Annotated in this window: 13 protein-coding genes; 12 read left to right on the plus strand and 1 reads right to left on the minus strand. The window is 73.1% G+C overall.

The features are described from left to right. Window positions 1–59 precede the first annotated feature (59 nt). The 11 genes from PUR61_RS29775 to PUR61_RS29825 all read left to right on the plus strand — a co-directional run bounded on the left by PUR61_RS29775 (window position 60) and on the right by PUR61_RS29825 (window position 14,963). The gene (locus PUR61_RS29775; protein ID WP_329882587.1) at window positions 60–1,769 is read left to right on the plus strand and encodes an ATP-binding protein; all 1,710 of its coding nucleotides are present in this window, start codon (window positions 60–62) and stop codon (window positions 1,767–1,769) included. Then, window positions 1,769–2,224: a roadblock/LC7 domain-containing protein gene (locus PUR61_RS29780; protein ID WP_329882588.1), complete on the plus strand. Its 456-nt coding sequence runs from the start codon at window positions 1,769–1,771 to the stop codon at window positions 2,222–2,224. Before PUR61_RS29775 ends, PUR61_RS29780 begins: the two co-directional genes overlap by 1 nt. Beyond that, entirely contained in the window at window positions 2,221–2,610 is a 390-nt protein-coding gene (locus PUR61_RS29785) for a DUF742 domain-containing protein (protein WP_329882589.1), read from the plus strand. The genes PUR61_RS29780 and PUR61_RS29785 overlap by 4 nt, the downstream gene beginning before the upstream one ends. Next, on the plus strand, window positions 2,591–3,316 hold the full coding sequence (locus PUR61_RS29790; protein ID WP_329882590.1) for a GTP-binding protein: 726 nt from the start codon (window positions 2,591–2,593) through the stop codon (window positions 3,314–3,316). The genes PUR61_RS29785 and PUR61_RS29790 overlap by 20 nt, the downstream gene beginning before the upstream one ends. Then, window positions 3,313–4,560 (plus strand): cytochrome P450, encoded by a 1,248-nt coding sequence (locus tag PUR61_RS29795; RefSeq protein WP_329882591.1) that lies wholly within the window; start codon window positions 3,313–3,315, stop codon window positions 4,558–4,560. Before PUR61_RS29790 ends, PUR61_RS29795 begins: the two co-directional genes overlap by 4 nt. Before the next feature lie 47 nt (window positions 4,561–4,607). Continuing rightward, entirely contained in the window at window positions 4,608–5,837 is a 1,230-nt protein-coding gene (locus PUR61_RS29800; protein WP_329882592.1) for a cytochrome P450 family protein, read from the plus strand. Window positions 5,838–6,064: 227 nt separating this feature from the next. Next, window positions 6,065–7,453 (plus strand): ABC transporter substrate-binding protein, encoded by a 1,389-nt coding sequence (locus PUR61_RS29805; protein WP_329882593.1) that lies wholly within the window; start codon window positions 6,065–6,067, stop codon window positions 7,451–7,453. A 229-nt stretch (window positions 7,454–7,682) separates the two neighbouring features. Then, on the plus strand, window positions 7,683–8,690 hold the full coding sequence (locus PUR61_RS29810) for a carbohydrate ABC transporter permease (RefSeq protein ID WP_329882594.1): 1,008 nt from the start codon (window positions 7,683–7,685) through the stop codon (window positions 8,688–8,690). Then, window positions 8,687–9,604, plus strand: coding sequence for a carbohydrate ABC transporter permease (locus PUR61_RS29815; RefSeq protein WP_329882595.1), 918 nt, complete (start codon window positions 8,687–8,689; stop codon window positions 9,602–9,604). The genes PUR61_RS29810 and PUR61_RS29815 overlap by 4 nt, the downstream gene beginning before the upstream one ends. Window positions 9,605–9,723: 119 nt before the next feature. Then, window positions 9,724–12,897, plus strand: coding sequence for an Ig-like domain-containing protein (locus PUR61_RS29820; RefSeq protein WP_329882596.1), 3,174 nt, complete (start codon window positions 9,724–9,726; stop codon window positions 12,895–12,897). A 326-nt stretch (window positions 12,898–13,223) separates the two neighbouring features. Further along, window positions 13,224–14,963, plus strand: a complete 1,740-nt coding sequence (locus PUR61_RS29825) for a DUF4153 domain-containing protein (RefSeq protein WP_329882597.1) — start codon at window positions 13,224–13,226, stop codon at window positions 14,961–14,963. Between the two features lie 243 nt (window positions 14,964–15,206). Here the strand turns inward: PUR61_RS29825 and PUR61_RS29830 are convergent, their stop codons facing one another. Continuing rightward, window positions 15,207–16,754, minus strand: a complete 1,548-nt coding sequence (locus tag PUR61_RS29830; RefSeq protein WP_443035259.1) for an MFS transporter — start codon at window positions 16,752–16,754, stop codon at window positions 15,207–15,209. 160 nt (window positions 16,755–16,914) lie between these two features. On the opposite strand from PUR61_RS29830, the gene PUR61_RS29835 reads away from it, so the two are divergent. Then, window positions 16,915–17,631 carry a TetR/AcrR family transcriptional regulator gene (locus tag PUR61_RS29835; RefSeq protein WP_329882598.1) on the plus strand — a complete coding sequence of 239 codons (717 nt, stop codon included), beginning with the start codon at window positions 16,915–16,917 and terminating at the stop codon, window positions 17,629–17,631. Window positions 17,632–17,740: the final 109 nt, after the last annotated feature.

The raw sequence follows: 17,740 nt of genomic DNA on the forward strand, positions 1-17,740 counted from the left end.
GCGACGTCGGCCGGGCGGTCGCGCATTCGCCCCTCCCCGCTGCCGAGGACACCGCACCGATGACAGATCGCACCAGCCCCGACGGTGGTCCGCGCCGACGGCCCGCCGCGCGTACCAAGGCCCTGATGGCGGCCGCCGCCCTGCTGGCGGCGGTGGCCGGACCGGTGGGGGTGCTGCGGGCGATGGACGCCGGGCAGCCGCAGACCGCCGCCGCCGTGTGCGCGGTCGCCGCACTGTGGCTGATCGCGGTCTGGCAGGCGGGAACCGCCACCGAGCGGGCCCGCCGACTGGGCGAGGAACTGGCCGGGCACGACGACGCGGCCACGGCGGCGCTCGTGGTCGCCGATGCGGCCAGGCAGGCCAGGACGGCCGCCCTGCAGCTGGCAGCGCTCCGGGAGACCGAGCGGGACGAGGCCCTCGCCGAGCAGGCGCGCGCCGAGGCGGACGCCGCCACCGCCCGCGAGGAACTCGCCCTCGCGCGGGCCGAGGCCGAGGCGGAGCGGGCCGAGCGGGCGGCGCTGGACCGGCTGGCCGACGAGGTGCTCCCCGAGGTGGCGAAGCGGCTGCGGACCGGCGCGTCCGTGGACGGCGCGCTGGCCGCGCACCGCGACCACCCCCAGTACCCGCTGCTGCGCGCCGTCGCGGAGGAGATCGGCCGGGGCGAGCGGCTGCGGGCCGCCGCCCTGGCGGTCTGCGCGACCGCCGCCGGCCGGGTCCAGGCACTGGCGACGAGCATGCACGCGGAGCTGCGCGAGATGCAGCACCGGCACGACGAGGAGGTCCTCGGCGACCTGCTCCGGCTGGACCACTCCACCGCGCAGGCCGGCCGGATGGCGGACGGCATCGCGGTGCTCACCGGCGCCCGTTCGGGCCGCCGCTGGGCGAAGCCGATCGCGGTGGAGTCGGTGCTGCGCGGCGCGCTCGGCCGGATCGGCGCCTACCAGCGGGTCCGGCTGCACAACGCGAGCACGGCCGCCGTGGCCGGGTTCGCCGCCGAGGGCGTGATGCACGCGCTGGCCGAGCTGATGGACAACGCCACCACCTTCTCCGCCCCGCCGGCCGAGGTGCACGTCTACGTCGAGGAGGTCCCGGCCGGCCTGGCGATCACCGTCGAGGACAGCGGCCTGGGGCTCGGCGACAGCTGGCTGCGCCGGGCCGAGCGGGCCGTCTCGGCCGAGCCGCTCGACCTCGCCACGCTGTCCGCGGGGACCAGGATCGGCCTCGCGGTCGTCGGTGTGCTGGCCCGCAAGTACGGGTTGCAGATCTCCTTCCGGCCCTCGGCGCGCGGCGGTACCGGGGTGGTGATGCTGATCCCGCAGCAGCTGGTCACGCACGCCGCGCCGGAGCCCGCCCCGGCGCCCGTCGCATCCGAGCAGATCGTGCCGGCCGGCCCGCGCCCTGCGCTCACCCCCGCGCTCACCGCTCCCGCACTGGCCGCTCCCGCTCCCGTTCCCCAGACCCCGTCGGCCCGGGTGGCGGACCGGACTCCGGACCGGGCGCAGGACCCGGAGTCGCGGTCGGCGGCCGTCCCGGTGCCGGTCACCGACAGCGGCCTTCCGCAGCGCCGTCGCGGTCAGACGCTGACCTCGGCCGCCCCGCCGGCCGAGCCCGTCGAGCGGCCCGCCCGCACCGGCACGGCGACCGCCGCCGCCCGGTTCGGCGCGTTCCGCCGGGCCGCCCAGCAGGCCGCGGGCACCGACGTGCCGACCACGGACCCGACCCCGGACCCGACCACGTCCGACGCCCCCGTCACCGAGAAGGACTCCTGATGAGCAGCGCCACCGACCGCGACCTCGACTGGCTGTTGGAAAACCTGCTGACCGCCACTCCCGGCACCCGGCACGCCCTGGTGCTCTCCGCCGACGGCCTCAAGCTCTGCCACACCTCCGGGCTGAACGCCGACCGGGCCGACCAGCTGGCCGCCATCGCCTCCGGGCTGCAGAGCCTGGCGCACGGCGCGTCCATCGAGTTCGGCGACGGCAGCGGCGGCGTGCGGCAGTCGATGACCGAGTTCCACGGCGGCATCCTCTGCATCGTGGCCGCCGGTGAGGGCGCTCACCTGGCGGTGGTCACCGACGAGGACGCGGACGTGGGCGTGGTCGGCCACAACATGCACGGCCTGATCGAGCAGATCGGCGCCCACCTCAGCGCCCCGGCCCGGGACGACGCCCGGCCGGACGGCGGGTCGGGGGACGTCGTGACCGGTGAGGGTGCCCGGGCATGAGCGAGCGCGGGGGGAGCACCGACGGGCGGCCGGCCCTGCCGGGCCGGGACGACGAACCGGACCGCCTGTACACCATCACCCGCGGTCGCAGCCGGGCCCCGGAGAACGCCTTCGACCTGGTCACCCTGATCGTCGCCGAGCGAGAGCCGGCGCCGGGCATGCAGTCGGAGCACGCGCGCATCCTGCGGATGTGCGGGGCGCCGACCGCCGTGGTGGAGGTCGCGGCCGAGCTGGCCCTCCCGGTCTCGGTGGTGAAGATCCTGCTCGGCGACCTGCTGGAGGCCGGGTCGATCACCGCCCGCCACCCCCGGTTCGCGCCGAACAAGGCCCGGCTGCCCGATCTCGACACGCTGAAGCAGGTGTTGCATGGACTCCAACGGCTCTGACGCCCCGGACACCGCCACCACCCCGGACGGTGCCCCGTCCCCGTCCCCGTCCCCGGAGGCGGCCCCCGACACCCGGCCGGCCCACCGGACGCCGCTGCGCCGCACCGCCGACAACGCGTTCAAGATCGTCGTGGTGGGTGGCTTCGGCGTGGGCAAGACCACGCTGGTCGGCTCGGTCAGCGAGATCCGCCCGCTGAACACCGAGGAGACCATGACCAAGGCGGGCGAGGGGATCGACGACCCCTCGGGCGCCTGGGGCAAGCGGTCCACCACGGTCGCGTTCGACTTCGGCCGGATCACGCTCTCCGCCAGCCAGGTGCTGTACCTGTTCGGCGCGCCGGGCCAGGAGCGGTTCTGGTTCCTCTGGGACCGGCTGTTCAGCGGCGCCCTCGGCGCGGTCGTCCTGGTGGACACCCGGCGGCTGGCCGACTCCTGGTACGCCATCGACCGGCTGGAGCACCACGGCACGCCGTTCATCGTCGCCCGCAACAACTTCGGCGAGCCGACCCACACCCTGGAGCAGGTCCGGGAGGCGCTCGACCTGCCGCCCGAGGTGCCGCTGGTGGACTGCGACGCCCGCGACCGGGAGTCCGGCAAGCGGGTGCTGATCGAGCTGGTCCGCCACCTGGCCGCCCGGGCCGAGGCCGAGGCGGCGGGCACCCTCGTCGCCGCCACCGCCACCGTCTATGAGGAGAGCACCCCGTGACCGAGCCCGCCGTCACCCCGCCGCCGGGCTGCCCCGCGCACGCCGGCGCCGCCACGCCGCTGTACGGGCCGCGCTTCCAGACCGACCCGGCCCAGCTCTACCGTGAGCTGCGGGCCGCGCACGGCCCGGTCGCCCCGGTCGAGCTGGCCGGCGGCGTTCCGGCCTGGTTGGTGATCGGGTACCGCGAACTGCAGCTGGTGACCGGTCAGCCGCAGCTGTTCGGCCGGGACTCCACCCGCTGGACCGGCTGGGCGGGCGTTCCGGCGGACTGGCCGCTCAAGCCGATGATGGCCCCGGTGCCGTCGATCCTGTACGCCGAGGGCGAGGAACACGTCCGCCGCTCCCGCGCGGTCACGGACGCGCTGGCCGCCGTCGACCCGTACGAGCTGCGCAAGCACTGCGAGGAGCTCGCCGACCGGCTGATCGACGGGTTCGCCGGGCGCGGCGAGGCCGATCTGGTCGCCGAGTACGCGCACCGGCTGCCGCTGCTGGTGCTCTGCCGGGTACTCGGGCTGAGCGAGGAGCAGGCACCCGTCCTGATCGAGGGAGTGCTGGCCATGCTGGACGGAGGCCCGGACGCGCCGGCCGGCGCGCAGCGGCTGCTCGCCACCATGCTCGACCTGGTGGAGGAGAAGGCCGGGCACCCGGGCGACGACGTCGCCTCGCGGATGCTGGCGCACCCGGCGGGCCTGGACCACGAGGAGGTCATGCGGGACCTGCGGGTGCTGTTGATCGCCGGCCACCAGCCCACCTCGTACTGGATCTCCAACGCGATGCGGCTGATGCTGACCGACGAGCGGTTCGCCGCCTCCCTCTCCGGCGGCCGGCGCAGCATCAGCCAGGCGCTGAACGAGGCGCTCTGGGAGGACAGTCCGACGCAGATCTTCGCCGGGCGCTGGGCGACCCGGGACACCCGGCTCGGCGGGCAGCGGATCGCCGCCGGGGACATGCTGCTGCTGGGCTTCGCGGGGGCCAACGCGGACCCGTCGGTGCGGCAGGCCGACGGCCGTCCGGCCGAGGGCAACCGGGCGTACCTGAGCTACTCGTACGGCGAGCACGGCTGCCCGTTCCCGGCGCAGGAGGCGGCGGAGGTGATCGCGACGACGGCGGTCGAGGTCCTGCTGGACCGGCTGCCGGACCTGCGGTTGGCGGTGGCCGAGCACGCGCTGGTGTGGCGCCCGTCGGCGTGGGTGCGCGGGCTGGTGGCCCTCCCGGTGTCGTACACCCCGGGGTACGCGGGCTGAGGCCCGCCGTCGTGAGCAGGACCAGGACCGAAGGAGAGTTGTCACCGATGACCGCAGCCCCCGCCCCGATCGTCCCCGCCCCGATCGTGCTCGACCCGCTGGCGCGCGACAACGCCGCCGAGGGCGCGTTGCTGCGGGCCGCCGGCCCGGCGGTTCCGGTGGTGCTGCCCGGTGGCGTCGCGGCCTGGGCGGTCACCCGGCACGCGGCCGCCCGTGACCTGTTGACCGACGCCCGGCTGGTCAAGGACGCCCGGCACTGGGCGGCTCTCCGGCGCGGCGAGGTGCCGAAGACCTGGCCGCTGATCGGTCTGGCCGTGCCCGGTCCGAGCATGGTGACCACCGACGGTGCCGAGCACCGGCGGCTGCGCGTGCTGGTGGCGCAGGCGTTCACGCCGCGTCGGGTGGAGCTGATGCGCCCGCAGGTCGAGGCGATCACCCGGGGCCTGCTGGACACGCTGGCGGCGGGGGACCCCGTGGTGGACCTCAAGTCGGCGTTCGCCTTCCCGCTCCCGATGACGGTGATCTGCTCGCTGCTGGGTGTGCCCGAGTCCGACCACGCCCACCTGCGGGACCTGTACGAGCGGTTCTTCGGTGCCCGGCCCGACCCGGGGGGCATCCAGGCGACCGTCGCGAGCCTCAACGCCTTCGTCAACGACCTGGTGGCGCAGCGCCGTTCGGCACCCGGCGACGACCTGGCCAGCGCGCTTCTACTGGCGGACACCGAGGGCGGGGCGCTGACCGACGCGGAGGCGGCGGCCACCCTGCGGGTGATCATCGCGGCCGGCCACGAGACCACGGTCAACCTCATCGGCAACGCGGTCCGGGCGCTGCTGGCGCACCCGGACCAGCTGGAGCTGGTGCGGGCGGGGCAGGTCGGGTGGGACGCGGTGGTGGAGGAGTCGCTCCGCTGGACGCCGCCGACCAGCAACTTCCTGTTCCGTTTCGCGGCCGAGGACGTTCCGGTGGGCGACGCGGTGATCCCCCAGGGGGACCCGGTGCTGATCTCGTACAACGCGATCGGCCGGGACCCGCTCCAGCACGGGGTGACGGCGGAGCTGTTCGACGTCACCCGGGACCCGATCCGGCACCTGTCCTTCGGCCACGGCCCGCACGTGTGCCCGGGTTCGCCGCTGGCCCGGCTGGAGGCGGGGATCGCGCTTCCGGCGCTGTTCGAGCGGTTCCCGGGGCTGGCGCCGGCGGTGCCGGACGAGGAGCTGCGGCCCAGTGGCTCACTGGTGGTGAACGCGCTCAAGGAGCTTCCGGTCAGGCTGTTCTGACGCGTCGTCGGCTGCGGGACGGCCGGGCGCGCGGACGGCGTGGCAGGGTCACAACTGGGGCACGTGGTGGTGAAGACGGTACGCGCACCTTGGCGGCACGTGGCGGCTGCGTTAACGTCATCAGATCGGCCGTCCGCCGCGTCCATGCCGAAACTCGATCTCCGGTACAGCGCAATGTCGTTCTGTCGTTTTGCCGAGCGTTTCACGCCCTGGCGAGGAGGACCGCATTGACCCCCACCCCGACCGTGCCGTCCACGCGTGCCCGCCGCCGTCTGCTCGCCCTGCCGGCGCTGCTGGCCGCGGTGGCGCTGACCGCGGCCTGTTCCAACAGCTCCGGTGGTTCGGACGGCGATGCCGACGGCGGGGGCAAGACCCTGTCCGGTGACTGTGCCAAGTACCAGCCGTACGCCGGACACTCGGGCAAGACCGTGACGGTCTTCGCGTCGATCCTCAGCCCCGAGTCGGACAACCTGGAGAAGTCCTGGGCGGAGTTCGGCTCCTGTACCGGCATCCGGATCAGCTACGAGGGCACCAACGACTTCGAGTCGCAGCTGCCCGTCCGGGTGAGCGGCGGCAACGCCCCGGACTTCGCGATCATCCCGCAGCCCGGCCTGCTGGCGCAGATGGTCAAGAGCGGCAAGGTGGCCAGGCCGCCGCAGCAGACCGTGGAGAACCAGGCGAAGTGGAGCCCGGTCTGGAAGACCTACGGCTCGGTCAACGGCACCTTCTACGCCGCGCCGATGAGCGCCAACATGAAGTCCCTGGTCTGGTACTCGCCGAAGTCGTTCAAACAGGCCGGCTACGAGGTCCCGAAGACCTGGGCCGACCTGATGGCGCTCAGCGACCGGATCGCCAAGGCCGGTGGCGGCAAGCCGTGGTGCGGCGGCATCGGCTCCGGGACGGCGACCGGCTGGCCCGCCACGGACTGGCTGGAGGAGGTGGTGCTCGGCTCGTACGGCGGCGAGGTGTACGACCAGTGGGTCAGCCACCAGGTGAAGTTCTCCGACCCGAAGATCGCCGCGGCCATGAAGACCGTCGCCGACTGGATGCAGAACCCGGCCTGGGTCAACGGTGGGTACGGTGACGTGAAGTCGATCGCGACCACCACCTTCCAGGACGCGGGCGCGCCGATCCTGACCGGCAAGTGCTTCCTGCTCCAGCAGGCCTCGTTCTACAAGGCGCAGTGGCCCAAGGAGGCGACGATCGGTCCGGACGGTGACATCTTCGCCTTCCGGCTGCCGGCGGTGAACCCCTCGGTGCCCAACCCGGTCGAGGGCGGCGGGGAGTTCCTCACCGCGTTCGCGAGCAGGCCCGAGGTGCAGGCGGTGCAGAACTACCTGTCCAGCGCGGAGTGGGCGAGCAGCCGGGTGAGGACGGCCACCGGCTGGGTCTCCGCCAACCAGGGCGTGGACAAGGGCCTGTACACCGACCCGATCGACCGGCTCTCCGCCGACGCGCTGACCGACCCGGCGGCGACCTTCCGCTTCGACGGCTCGGACCTGATGCCGGCCGCGGTCGGCGCCGGGCAGGAGTGGAAGTCGCTCACCGCCTGGTTCGCCGAGGGCCAGTCGATCCAGAAGACCGCCGCCGACATCGACGCCGCCTGGCCGCAGTAGCCGCCGCCCGGGCCGCGGTGCCGCCGTCCGGCGGCGGGCCGCGGTCCGGGCGCTGTCGGAGGACCGCCCGTCGAGGGCGGTGCGGGGCCACCCACCCGCACCGCCCGTCCTCCGCCCTCCCCTCCTCCGGTCTCCGGTCCTCGGGTCGCCGACCCTCCCGCCTCCCGGACTTCCGTCCCGGCCCGTCGTTTCCTCCCTTTCGCCGACCGCAAGGAAAGGACGCCCAGCCATGTCCCTCCCCGCCTCCGCACTCGCCGACGGCGCCTGGGGCGACGCGGTGGTCAAGTTCGGCAACGGCTTCGGCGCGATCGCCGGCTTCCTCGGCATCCTGTTGCTGGTCTTCCTGGTCGCCGGTCGCGCCTCCGGCCGTCTCGCCCGCCCGCTGGCGGTCGCCGTCTTCCTCGGTCCGGCGGTGGTGCTGCTGCTGGTGGGCCTGGTCGCGCCACTGGTCCGCACCGTCTGGCTGAGCCTCCACAACGACGACAGCAGCCGGTTCGTCGGTGGCGAGAACTTCGGCTGGGCGTTCACCACGGACTCGCTGCACGAGGTGCTGGTGAACACGCTGCTCTGGCTGGTGATCGCACCGCTGGCGGCCACCGGGCTCGGTCTGGTGCTGGCACTGCTGGTGGACCGGATGCGCGGCCAGGCGGTGTACAAGTCGCTGATCTTCATGCCGATGGCGATCTCCCTGGTCGGCGCGTCGATCATCTTCAAGTTCGTCTACGAGTCCCGGGACGCCTCGCAGCGGCAGATCGGCCTGTTGAGCCAGGTCGCCGTCGCGCTGGGCTGGGAGCACCCGCCGAACTGGATGCTCGCCCAGCCGCTCAACACCTTCCTGCTGATGGCGGTGATGGTCTGGGTGCAGACGGGCTTCGCGATGGTGGTGCTGTCGGCGGCGATCAAGGCGATCCCGGACGAGGTCACCGAAGCGGCCCGGCTGGACGGCGCGGGCGGGATGCGGCTGTTCTGGTACGTCACGGTGCCGATGATCCGCACGACGGTGGTGGTGGTGCTCACCACCGTGATGATCACCACGCTCAAGGCCTTCGACATCGTCCGCACCATGACCGGCGGCAACTTCGGCACCCAGGTGCTGGCCAACGAGATGTACTCGCAGTCCTTCGTGCAGTTCAACACCGGGCGGGGCAGCGCGCTCGCGGTGGTCCTCTTCCTCGCGGTGCTCCCCCTGGTGGCCTACAACATCGTCCAGCTGCGGAAGGAGCGTGGGGTGCGATGAGCGCACGGCGTGACGGCGGGCCCGTCCGGAAGGCCTTCTCCACCCCGGCGGCCTCGGTGTTCGTGATCGTGGTGACGGTGCTCTGGACCGTTCCCACGCTGGGCCTGCTGGCCACCTCGCTGCGGCCCAAGAAGGACGTCACCGCCGACGGCTGGTGGAACGTCTTCGTCCACCCGGACCTCGGCCTGGACAACTACCACACGGTGCTGTTCGAGGGCGGCTCCGGCGTCTCGACCGGTCTGATGCCGTTCCTGGTGAACTCGCTGGCGATCAGCGTCCCGGCCACCCTGTTCCCGCTGGCGCTGGCGGCGATGGCCGCGTACGCGCTGGCCTGGGTGCGGTTCCGGGGCAGCGACACGGTGTTCTTCGTGGTCTTCGCGCTTCAGGTGGTGCCGCTCCAGATGGCGCTGATCCCGCTGCTCCAACTGTTCTCCGGGGGCGCCCACCTGGGCTCGGTGACGCTGGTCCCGGCGCTGGACCTCGGCGGCACGTACGTGCCGGTCTGGCTGGCGCACACGATGTTCGCGCTGCCGCTGGCGATCTTCCTGCTGCACAACTTCATCGCCCAGCTGCCGCGCGACCTGATGGAGGCGGCGGTGGTGGACGGCGCCTCGCACTTCAAGATCTTCCGCTCGATCGTGCTGCCGCTCTGCACCCCGGCGCTGGCCTCGTTCGCGATCTTCCAGTTCCTCTGGGTCTGGAACGACCTGCTGGTCGCGCTGACCTTCGCCGGCGGTACGCCCGACGTGGCGCCGATGACGGTCCGGCTGGCGCAGTTGTCCGGATCGTTCGGGGGGCGCTGGGAGCTGCTGACCGCCGGGGCGTTCCTGTCCATCGTGATCCCGCTGACGGTGTTCTTCGCCCTCCAGCGGTACTTCGTCCGCGGCCTGCTGGCCGGATCGGTCAAGGGATAGCCGGGTCGCCCCCCGGAGGCGTTTCGATTCACGCCGAACGTGTCGGTCTCGTGGACACGGTCGGCACGTAACCGGTACACCGTTAAAGGCAGTTGGCCGAGGTGACACAGGGGGCGGTCATGGCAGACGCAGGCATACGCTCGGACCGGCGGTGGCGGCCGTGGGGGCGGAGGGCCGGGGGGCTGCTGGCGGCCCTGGCCGTGGCGGCGGCGCTGGTCACCGGACCGGGGGCCGCACCGGCCGCGGCCGATCCCGCGGCGGCCGTGACGCTCACGCTCGGCACCACCGAGGCCGGTACGGCCACGGACTCCGCGGACTCCGGCTACCTCAACGCCTCGCGCTACGTGACCGGTTCGGCCGGTGGCACGGTCACCGGCCTGTCGGTGTTCGTGGACGCGGTGGACGCGGCGCCCAACAACCGCTACCAGGTGGCGATCTACCGGGACAACGGTGGCAGCCCGGGCAGCCTGCTGGCGAGCAGCGCCACCGGGACCCTCACGGCCCACGGCTGGAACACCGTCCCGCTGACGGCGACCCTGGCCGCCAACACGCCGTACTGGCTGGCCTACAACACCAACGGGACCAACGCGGCGGTCAACAACCTCCGCTACAGCCCCGGCGGCACCAGCGTGTACGGCAACGGCGGCCAGCCGTTCGGCAGCTGGCCGTCCGACGTCGGCCCGGTCACCTCCAGCGGCCTGAGCTTCTCGATCCACGCGACCTACACCGCCGACCCGGAACCGCCGACCACACCGCCGGGCCCGGGTCCGGGCGGGGAGGGCCCGATCCTGCTGGTCACCAGCCAGGCCAACCCGTACACCCGGTACCTGGCCGAGATCCTCAAGGCGGAGGGCCTCAACGCCTACCACCAGGTGGACATCTCCGCCGTCACCGGCCGGCTCCTCGCCGCCGCCGACGTGGTGCTGCTCGGCGAGATGCCGCTCACCGCCGCGCAGGCGGACCTGTTCACGACCTGGACCGGCGGCGGCGGGCGGCTGGTCGCCATGCGCCCGGACCGGCAGCTCGCGCCGTTGTTCGGCCTCACCCCGGTCACCGGAACCCGCTCCGACGCCTACCTGAAGGTGAACACCGGCGCCTCGCCCGGCACCGGGATCACCGGCGACACCATGGGCTACCACGGCGCCGCCGACCTCTACACCCTGAGCGGCGCCACCGCCGTCGCCACCCTCTACAGCGACGCCGCCACCGCCACGGCCAACCCGGCGGTCACCCTGCACACCGCCGGCAGCGGCCGGGCCGCCGCGTTCAGCTACGACCTGGCCAGGTCGGTGGTGCAGACCCGCCAGGGCAACGTCGCCTGGGCCGGGCGGCAGCGCGACGGGGTCGACGGCTACGAGGCCAGCGAGATGTTCTTCGGCACCGACGGCGGGCCCGACTGGAACGACCTGGACAAGGCGTTGATCCCGATCGCCGACGAGCAGCAGCGGCTGCTCGCCAACCTGCTCACCCGGCTGGAGTCCACGGCCAAGCCGCTGCCCCGGTTCTGGTACTTCCCACGGGACGTCAAGGCCGTCGTGGTGATGACCGGCGACGACCACGGGGTCGGCGGCACGGCCGGCCGCTGGGACGGCTACCTCGCGCAGAGCCCGCCGGGCTGCTCGGTGGCCAACTGGGAGTGCATCCGCGGCTCCTCGTACATCTACACCGACGACCCGCTCACCCCGGCCCGGGCCAAGGCCTACAGCGACCAGGGCTTCGAGGTCGGCGTGCACGTCACCACCGACTGCCGGCCCTGGGGCTCCGCCGCCGCCCTGCAGGGCTTCTACCGGGACCAGTTGGCCGGGTGGCGGGCCAAGTACCCGACACTGCCGTCCCCCTCGAGCAGCCGCACGCACTGCGTCGAGTGGGACGACTGGGCCACCCAGGCGAAGACCAAGCTGGCCAACGGGATCCGGCTGGACACCGACTACTACTTCTACCCGTCCGCCTTCACCAAGGACCGGCCCGGCTACTTCAACGGCACCGCGCAGATCATGCGGTTCGCCGACACCGACGGCAGCGTGATCGACGAGTACCAGGCCACCACCCAGCTCACCGACGAGTCCGGCCAGTCCTACCCGGGCACCGTCACCACGCTGCTCGACGCCGCCTACGGCGCCAAGGGCTACTACGCGGCGCTGACCGCCAACATCCACACCGACTTCGCCGCCTCCGCCGCCTCCGACACGATCGTCGCCGCCGCCAAGGCGCGCGGTGTCCCGGTGGTCTCCGGCCGGCAGATGCTCACCTGGCTGGACGGCCGCAACGGTTCGGCCTTCTCCCGGCTGGCCTGGAACGGGAGCGCGCTCACCTTCGACATCACCGGAGGAGCCACCGGGCTGCGGGCGATGCTGCCGGTCGACGCCGCCGCCGGGACGCTGACCGGCCTCAGCTCGGGCGGCCGGAGCCTCCCGTACCGGATCGAGACGGTCAAGGGCGTGCCGTACGCGTTCTTCGACGGCGCGGTGGGCTCGTACACCGCGACCTACGGTCGCGACACCACCCCGCCCGCGGTCACCGGCACTGCGCCGGCCGGCGGGGCCACCGGTGTGGCGCCCGGGGCGGCGGTCCGGTTCTCGTTCGGCGAGCCGCTGGACCCGGCGAGCGTGACCGCCTCCACCGCGACCCTGCGCACCACCGCGGGCGGCGCCACCGTGGCGGGCACGGTGGCCTACGACGCGGCGGCCAACGGCGTCGTCCTCACCCCGGGTGCCCCGCTCGCCCTCACCACCGGGTACACCGCGACCGTCCAGGGCGTGCGGGACAGCTCGGGCAACGTCCTGGCCGGTCCGTACGCCTTCTCGTTCACCACCGGGGGAGCGGAGCCGCGGACGATCGGCAACACCGCGGTGGGCTCGCTGATCGACGACACCGACTCCAACCACCTGAACGGCAACAGGGTGACGACCGGCGCCGCCCCGGTGGCGCTGACCTCGATGAGCGTGCACGTCGGACCGGTCAGCGCGGCGCCCGACAACCGCTTCCAGCTGGCCGTCTACACGGACGCGGGCGGTTCGCCGGGCGCCCTGGTCGCCGCGACCGGGAGCGGCACGCTCACCGCCAACGCGTGGAACTCGCTGGCGGTGGACATCACGCTGAGCGCGGGCACGTCCTACTGGTTCGTCTACAACAGCAACGGGACGGGCGCCACGGTGAACAACATGAACTACTCGACCGGCGCCGGCGGGCAGGGCGCGTACAGCAACACGGTCGTGCCGTTCGGGACGTGGCCGGTGAACTTCGGGCCGGCGGTGAAGGACGCCTTCCAGTACTCGCTGTACGGGACGTACTGAGGAGATCCGCTGAAGGGACGCGCTGAAGGGGCGCGCCGAAGGGACGCGCCGAAGGGGCGCGCTGAGGGGTGCCGAGGGGCTTGCGCGGAGGGGCTCCGCGAAGTCGGACCCGGCTCTGTCACAGGCGTGCGACAGAGCCGGGTCCGGTGTTTTTGAACTTGTTCAGAATGGTCTACAGTCGGCTTCGGCCGCGGCTCCTGACGCCTTCACCGGTGTGGTTCCGCGTGCCCGTCGGCGCCGCACGCCCCGTGCTGCCGCGTCGCTCGGCGGACCGCCCCGAGGGCGGCTTCCGCGTGCCCGCCCGCCCGACCACTGAGGGGGAACCCATGTCCGGACCCACCACGCCCGCCCCGGACGGAGCACCGTCCGGGGCGGGCTCAGGACCCGCAGCCGGCTCCGGCCCCGAGGCAGTCCCGGGCGCCGGTACGGGCGGCCGTACCGGCGCGGACGTGCCCCCGGGCGTGGTCGGCGCAGCCCCGCGCGTCGCCGGTGCGTGGGGCGCGGGCCCGGTCGCCGCGGCCGCGTACGGCCCCTACCGGGCGCCCGGCGTGCCGGTGCCGCAGCCGTTCCAGTGGCTGCGGCTCAGCGACCCCGAGCGGAAGTCGCCGGCCACCGGGCGGGCCCTGCTCGCGGCGCTGCTGACCGGCCTGCTGACGTCCTGGTTGCTGATCGACGGGCTCGGCGTCAACCTGCTCCTCTGCGCCGCGCTCGCCACCGCGGGTGCCGGGCTCGCCGCCCGCGCGGCAGGGCGGCGGGTGCGCGGCTGGACCGTCCTGTGGAGTGCCCTCGCGGTCGCCCTGCTCGCCGTCCCGGCGCTGTACGAGGCCGGCTGGCCGGTCCTGCTGTCCACCGTCTGGGCCCTGGGCCTGGCCTCGCTCGCGCTGCACGGGGGGCGCCGCTGGGCCGGTGTCCTGCTCGCGCTGCCCGGCGTGCTGTGGAACCTCGTGCCCGGCCTGCGCTGGGCCCGGAGCGGGCTGCGCGGCGGCAGGGTGCCCGGCCGGAGCCGGGTGGTGCCGGTGGTCAAGGGAGTGCTGGTGGCCGCCGTCCTGCTGGCCGTCTTCGGCGCGCTCTTCGCCGGCGCCGACGCGGCCATGGCGGACATGTTCGAGAGCCTCACCCCCAGCGTGGACCTCGGCGAACTCCCGGTCCGATTCGTGCTCTTCACGATCGGCCTGGTGACCGCGCTGGGCTTCGCCCACATCGCGGCGGGCCCGCGGCGCTGGGACCGCACGCCGGTCCCGCCGGGCCGGGCCCGCGGCCGGCTGGAGTGGGCCCTGCCGCTGGGCGCGCTCAACCTGATGTTCGGCGCCTTCGCGGTGGTCCAGGCCGTGGTGGTGCTCGGCGGCCGGGACTCGATCATGGAGAACACCGGGATGAGCCGCTCCGAGTACGCCCGCCAGGGCTTCTGGCAGCTGCTGGTGGTCACCGTGCTCACCCTGATCGTCGTCGCCCTCGCCAAGCGCTGGGCGCCGCGCGGCACCGAGGCCGACCGCCGGCTGGCACGGCTGCTGCTCGGCACGCTCTGCCTGCTCACCCTGACCGTGGTGGCCTCCGCGCTCGGACGGATGTGGTTCTACGTGGACGCCTCCGGGCTGACCGCGCTCCGGCTCTGGGTCCTGGTGGTCGAGGTCTGGCTGGGCGTCGTCTTCCTGCTGCTCATCGCGGCCGGCCTGACCCGCTCGACGGCCTGGCTGCCGCGCGCCGCCGTGCTCAGTGCGGCGACGGCCGCCGCGCTGTACGGGCTGATGGGGCCGGACGCGGTCGTCGCGGAGCAGAACGTGGCCCGCTTCGAGCGGACCGGGCAGATCGACCTGCGCAACGTCCGGAGCCTCTCGCTCGACGCGGTTCCGGCCCTGGACCGGCTGCCGGGCGACCACCGGACCTGCGCGCTGGACGTCCTCGCGACCGGCCTCGCGGACGACACGCCCTGGTACGCCACCAGCCTGGCCGAGTCCCGGGCCCGGCGGATCCTCGCCGCCCGTCCGCCGGTGGACCGTTCGGCCGAGGACGACGGGGCGTGCGCGCGGCTGGGACTGTACGGCGGCGACTACCGCGGCGAGCGCTGAGCCCCGGGCTCGGCGCGGGGCGTTCGGCGGGGTGCCTCGCGGGGCCGCTCGGCGGGGTCGGGCAGGAACCGGCGGGGAGAAGGCGTGCGGGCCGGCCGGGAGCGAACTGCTCCCGGCCGGCCCGTCATCTCCGGCGGTCGACGCCGGATCGGTCCGCGCACACCGTCCGGCGTCCGCCGATCAGGTGCGTGGTGCGTGGTGCGTGGTGCGTGGTGCGTGAAGTGCGGTGCGGGTGCGCCGCGCTCAGTGCATCGCGACGCCGGAGGCCTCCGTCGGCAGGTCGGAAGCCTTGGCCTTCACCACGAAGACCGCGACCACCAGGGCGACGGCCGCCAGCGCGGCGCCCGCGATGAAGCCGTGCGATATGCCCTGGGCGAGGACCTCGTTGGCCGCGCCGGTGCCCTGCGGGAACTCCTGCTTCTCCATCAGCCAGGCCTTCTGTTCCGGCGTGGCCGTGGCCATGAAGCCGGGCAGCTGGACCTTGGCCTCGGCGGTCGCGTAGTGCGCGAACACCGTGGTCAGGATCGACAGGCCGAGCGACCCGCCGATCTGCTGCATCGAGTTGAGCAGGCCCGAGGCGGCACCGGTCTCGTCCCCGGCGACGCCCGCGACGGCCAGCAGCATCACCGGGACGAAGACCAGGCCCATCCCGAAGCCGAACACGACCGTGGGGCCGAGGACGCCGTCCAGGTAGCCGCTGTCCGCGTCCATGAAGGTCAGCCAGGTGAGCCCGATGGTGACCAGCAGCGAACCACCGGCCATGAACGGCTTCGGGCCGTACTTGACCTGCAGGCTCGACGCGAGCTGGGCGGCCACGATGATGGACGCGCTGATCGGCAGGAAGGCGAAGCCGGACTTCAGCGGGCTGTAGCCCAGCGGGCCCTGCACGAAGAGCGTGATGTAGAAGAAGATGCCGAACATGGCCGCGGCCAGGCAGAGCATCATCACCAGGCCGCCGGTGCGGTTCCGGTCGGCGAACAGCTTCAGCGGGGTGATCGGCTGCGCGGTCCGGGTCTCGATGACCAGGAAGGCGGCCATCAGCACCACACCGGCCGCGAACGAGCCGAGCGTCAGCGGGTCGGACCAGCCGTCCGAGGCGGCACGGATGAAGCCGTAGACCAGGCCGACCAGTCCGAGTGTCGAGGTGAGCGCGCCGGGCACGTCGAAACGGCCCGCCTGGCGCTCCGACTCGGCGATGTGGCGCGGCGCGGCGAAGGCGATCAGGACGGCGATCGGCACGTTGACGAAGAAGACCCAGCGCCAGTCCAGGTACTCGGTGAGCACGCCGCCGGCCAGCAGGCCGATCGCGGCGCCCGAACCGGCCACCGCGGAGAACACCCCGAAGGCCTTGTTGCGTTCGGGCCCTTCCTCGAAGTTGGTGGCGATCAGGGCGAAGGCCGTCGGCGAGCAGATCGCGCCGCCGATGCCCTGGAGCGCGCGGGCGGCCAACAGCATGCCGCCGTCCTGTGCGAAGCCGCCGAGCAGCGAGGCGAACCCGAACAGGAGTGTGCCCGCGATGAAGACCCGGCGCCGGCCGAGGATGTCGCCCGCACGGCCACCGAGCAGCAGCAGGCCGCCGAAGGTCAGCGTGTAGGCGTTGATCACCCACGACAGGTTGGTCGTGGAGAAGTTCAGCACGTCCCTGATCTGCGGCAGGGCGATGTTCACGATGGTGGCGTCGAGCACCACCATCAGCTGCGAGGCCGCGATGACGGTCAGGGTGAGGCCCTTGTTCCGTCCTTGACGGCCCTGCGTTGGAGAGTTCTTGCTGAGTGTGTCGGAGATAGCCAAGTTGATGCCCCCTGCTGGCTACTGCTTCGTGTACTTCGGACCCGGGGTCCGGAACGGTCCGGCGGCGTCCCGCGGACTATGAAGGAACGGAATCGTTCACTACTGTGGACGATAGCGTGGGCGTGATTATGAACGCAACCGTTCCCTAAGGTTGGTGACAATGGATCAGTTGGTGCGGCGCCAGGCGGCGGTTCGGTCGACCGGCCGGGCGGTCGAACGGCCGGTCGAGAGGCCCGTCGAGCGGTCGACCGAGGCCGCCTCGGGACCCTGTCCCGTACGGATCGCGGCCGAGGTCCTGCGCCGACCGGTCCGGCGGCGGGGGAAGGAGCTGGAGACCGCGATCTTCGATGCGACGCTCGACCAGCTCACCTCCGGCGGGTTCGCGCGGCTGACGATGGAAGGGGTCGCCCAGGCAGCCCGGACCGGAAAGGCCGCGCTGTACCGGCGCTGGGCCTCCAAGGTCGAACTGGTCATCGACGCCCTGGACTCCACTCTGCCACGCCCCTCCGACACTCCGGACCTCGGGTCCGCCCGCGAGGAACTCCTCTACCTCGTCGAGAGCTTCGCCGCCGTCGTGCACTCCCGCTCCGGTGGTGCGATGCACGCACTGATGGCCGAGTTGGATCACGAACAGGCCGCGCTGTTCAAGGACTTCATGGCCCAGCGGGTGATCGAACCGACCAAGGGGGTCATTCTGGACATCCTCCGGCGCGGTGCCGAGCGCGGCGACGTCCGGCCCGGCGCGGTCACGTCGATGGTCGCCGACCTGGCGCCGGCGATGCTGCTGTACCGGGTCAAGATCTGCGGCGGGCGGGTGGGCCCGGAGTTCGCGACCGAGCTGGTGGACGAGGTCATGGTCCCGCTGATGCGGAACTGAGGCCGGGGGCCGGGGTGCGGGCGTTCCCGGCGCGGCCCGGCCCGCCCCGGGCCTTCCCGGGTCCTGCGGCGGGTGGAATACGCTGGAGTCCGCCCAGCTGAACGGATTC

The sequence above is a fragment of the Streptomyces sp. BE20 genome (genome assembly GCF_036322525.1).
Lineage (GTDB): Bacteria > Actinomycetota > Actinomycetes > Streptomycetales > Streptomycetaceae > Kitasatospora.

Bases quoted from the DNA above. Each gene is read 5' to 3' on its own strand.
- PUR61_RS29775 (WP_329882587.1), top strand. From the start codon at position 60: ATGACAGATCGCACCAGCCCCGACGGTGGTCCGCGCCGACGGCCCGCC.
- PUR61_RS29780 (WP_329882588.1), top strand. From the start codon at position 1,769: ATGAGCAGCGCCACCGACCGCGACCTCGACTGGCTGTTGGAAAACCTG.
- PUR61_RS29785 (WP_329882589.1), top strand. From the start codon at position 2,221: ATGAGCGAGCGCGGGGGGAGCACCGACGGGCGGCCGGCCCTGCCGGGC.
- PUR61_RS29790 (WP_329882590.1), top strand. From the start codon at position 2,591: ATGGACTCCAACGGCTCTGACGCCCCGGACACCGCCACCACCCCGGAC.
- PUR61_RS29800 (WP_329882592.1), top strand. From the start codon at position 4,608: ATGACCGCAGCCCCCGCCCCGATCGTCCCCGCCCCGATCGTGCTCGAC.
- PUR61_RS29810 (WP_329882594.1), top strand. From the start codon at position 7,683: ATGTCCCTCCCCGCCTCCGCACTCGCCGACGGCGCCTGGGGCGACGCG.
- PUR61_RS29815 (WP_329882595.1), top strand. From the start codon at position 8,687: ATGAGCGCACGGCGTGACGGCGGGCCCGTCCGGAAGGCCTTCTCCACC.
- PUR61_RS29820 (WP_329882596.1), top strand. From the start codon at position 9,724: ATGGCAGACGCAGGCATACGCTCGGACCGGCGGTGGCGGCCGTGGGGG.
- PUR61_RS29825 (WP_329882597.1), top strand. From the start codon at position 13,224: ATGTCCGGACCCACCACGCCCGCCCCGGACGGAGCACCGTCCGGGGCG.
- PUR61_RS29835 (WP_329882598.1), top strand. From the start codon at position 16,915: ATGGATCAGTTGGTGCGGCGCCAGGCGGCGGTTCGGTCGACCGGCCGG.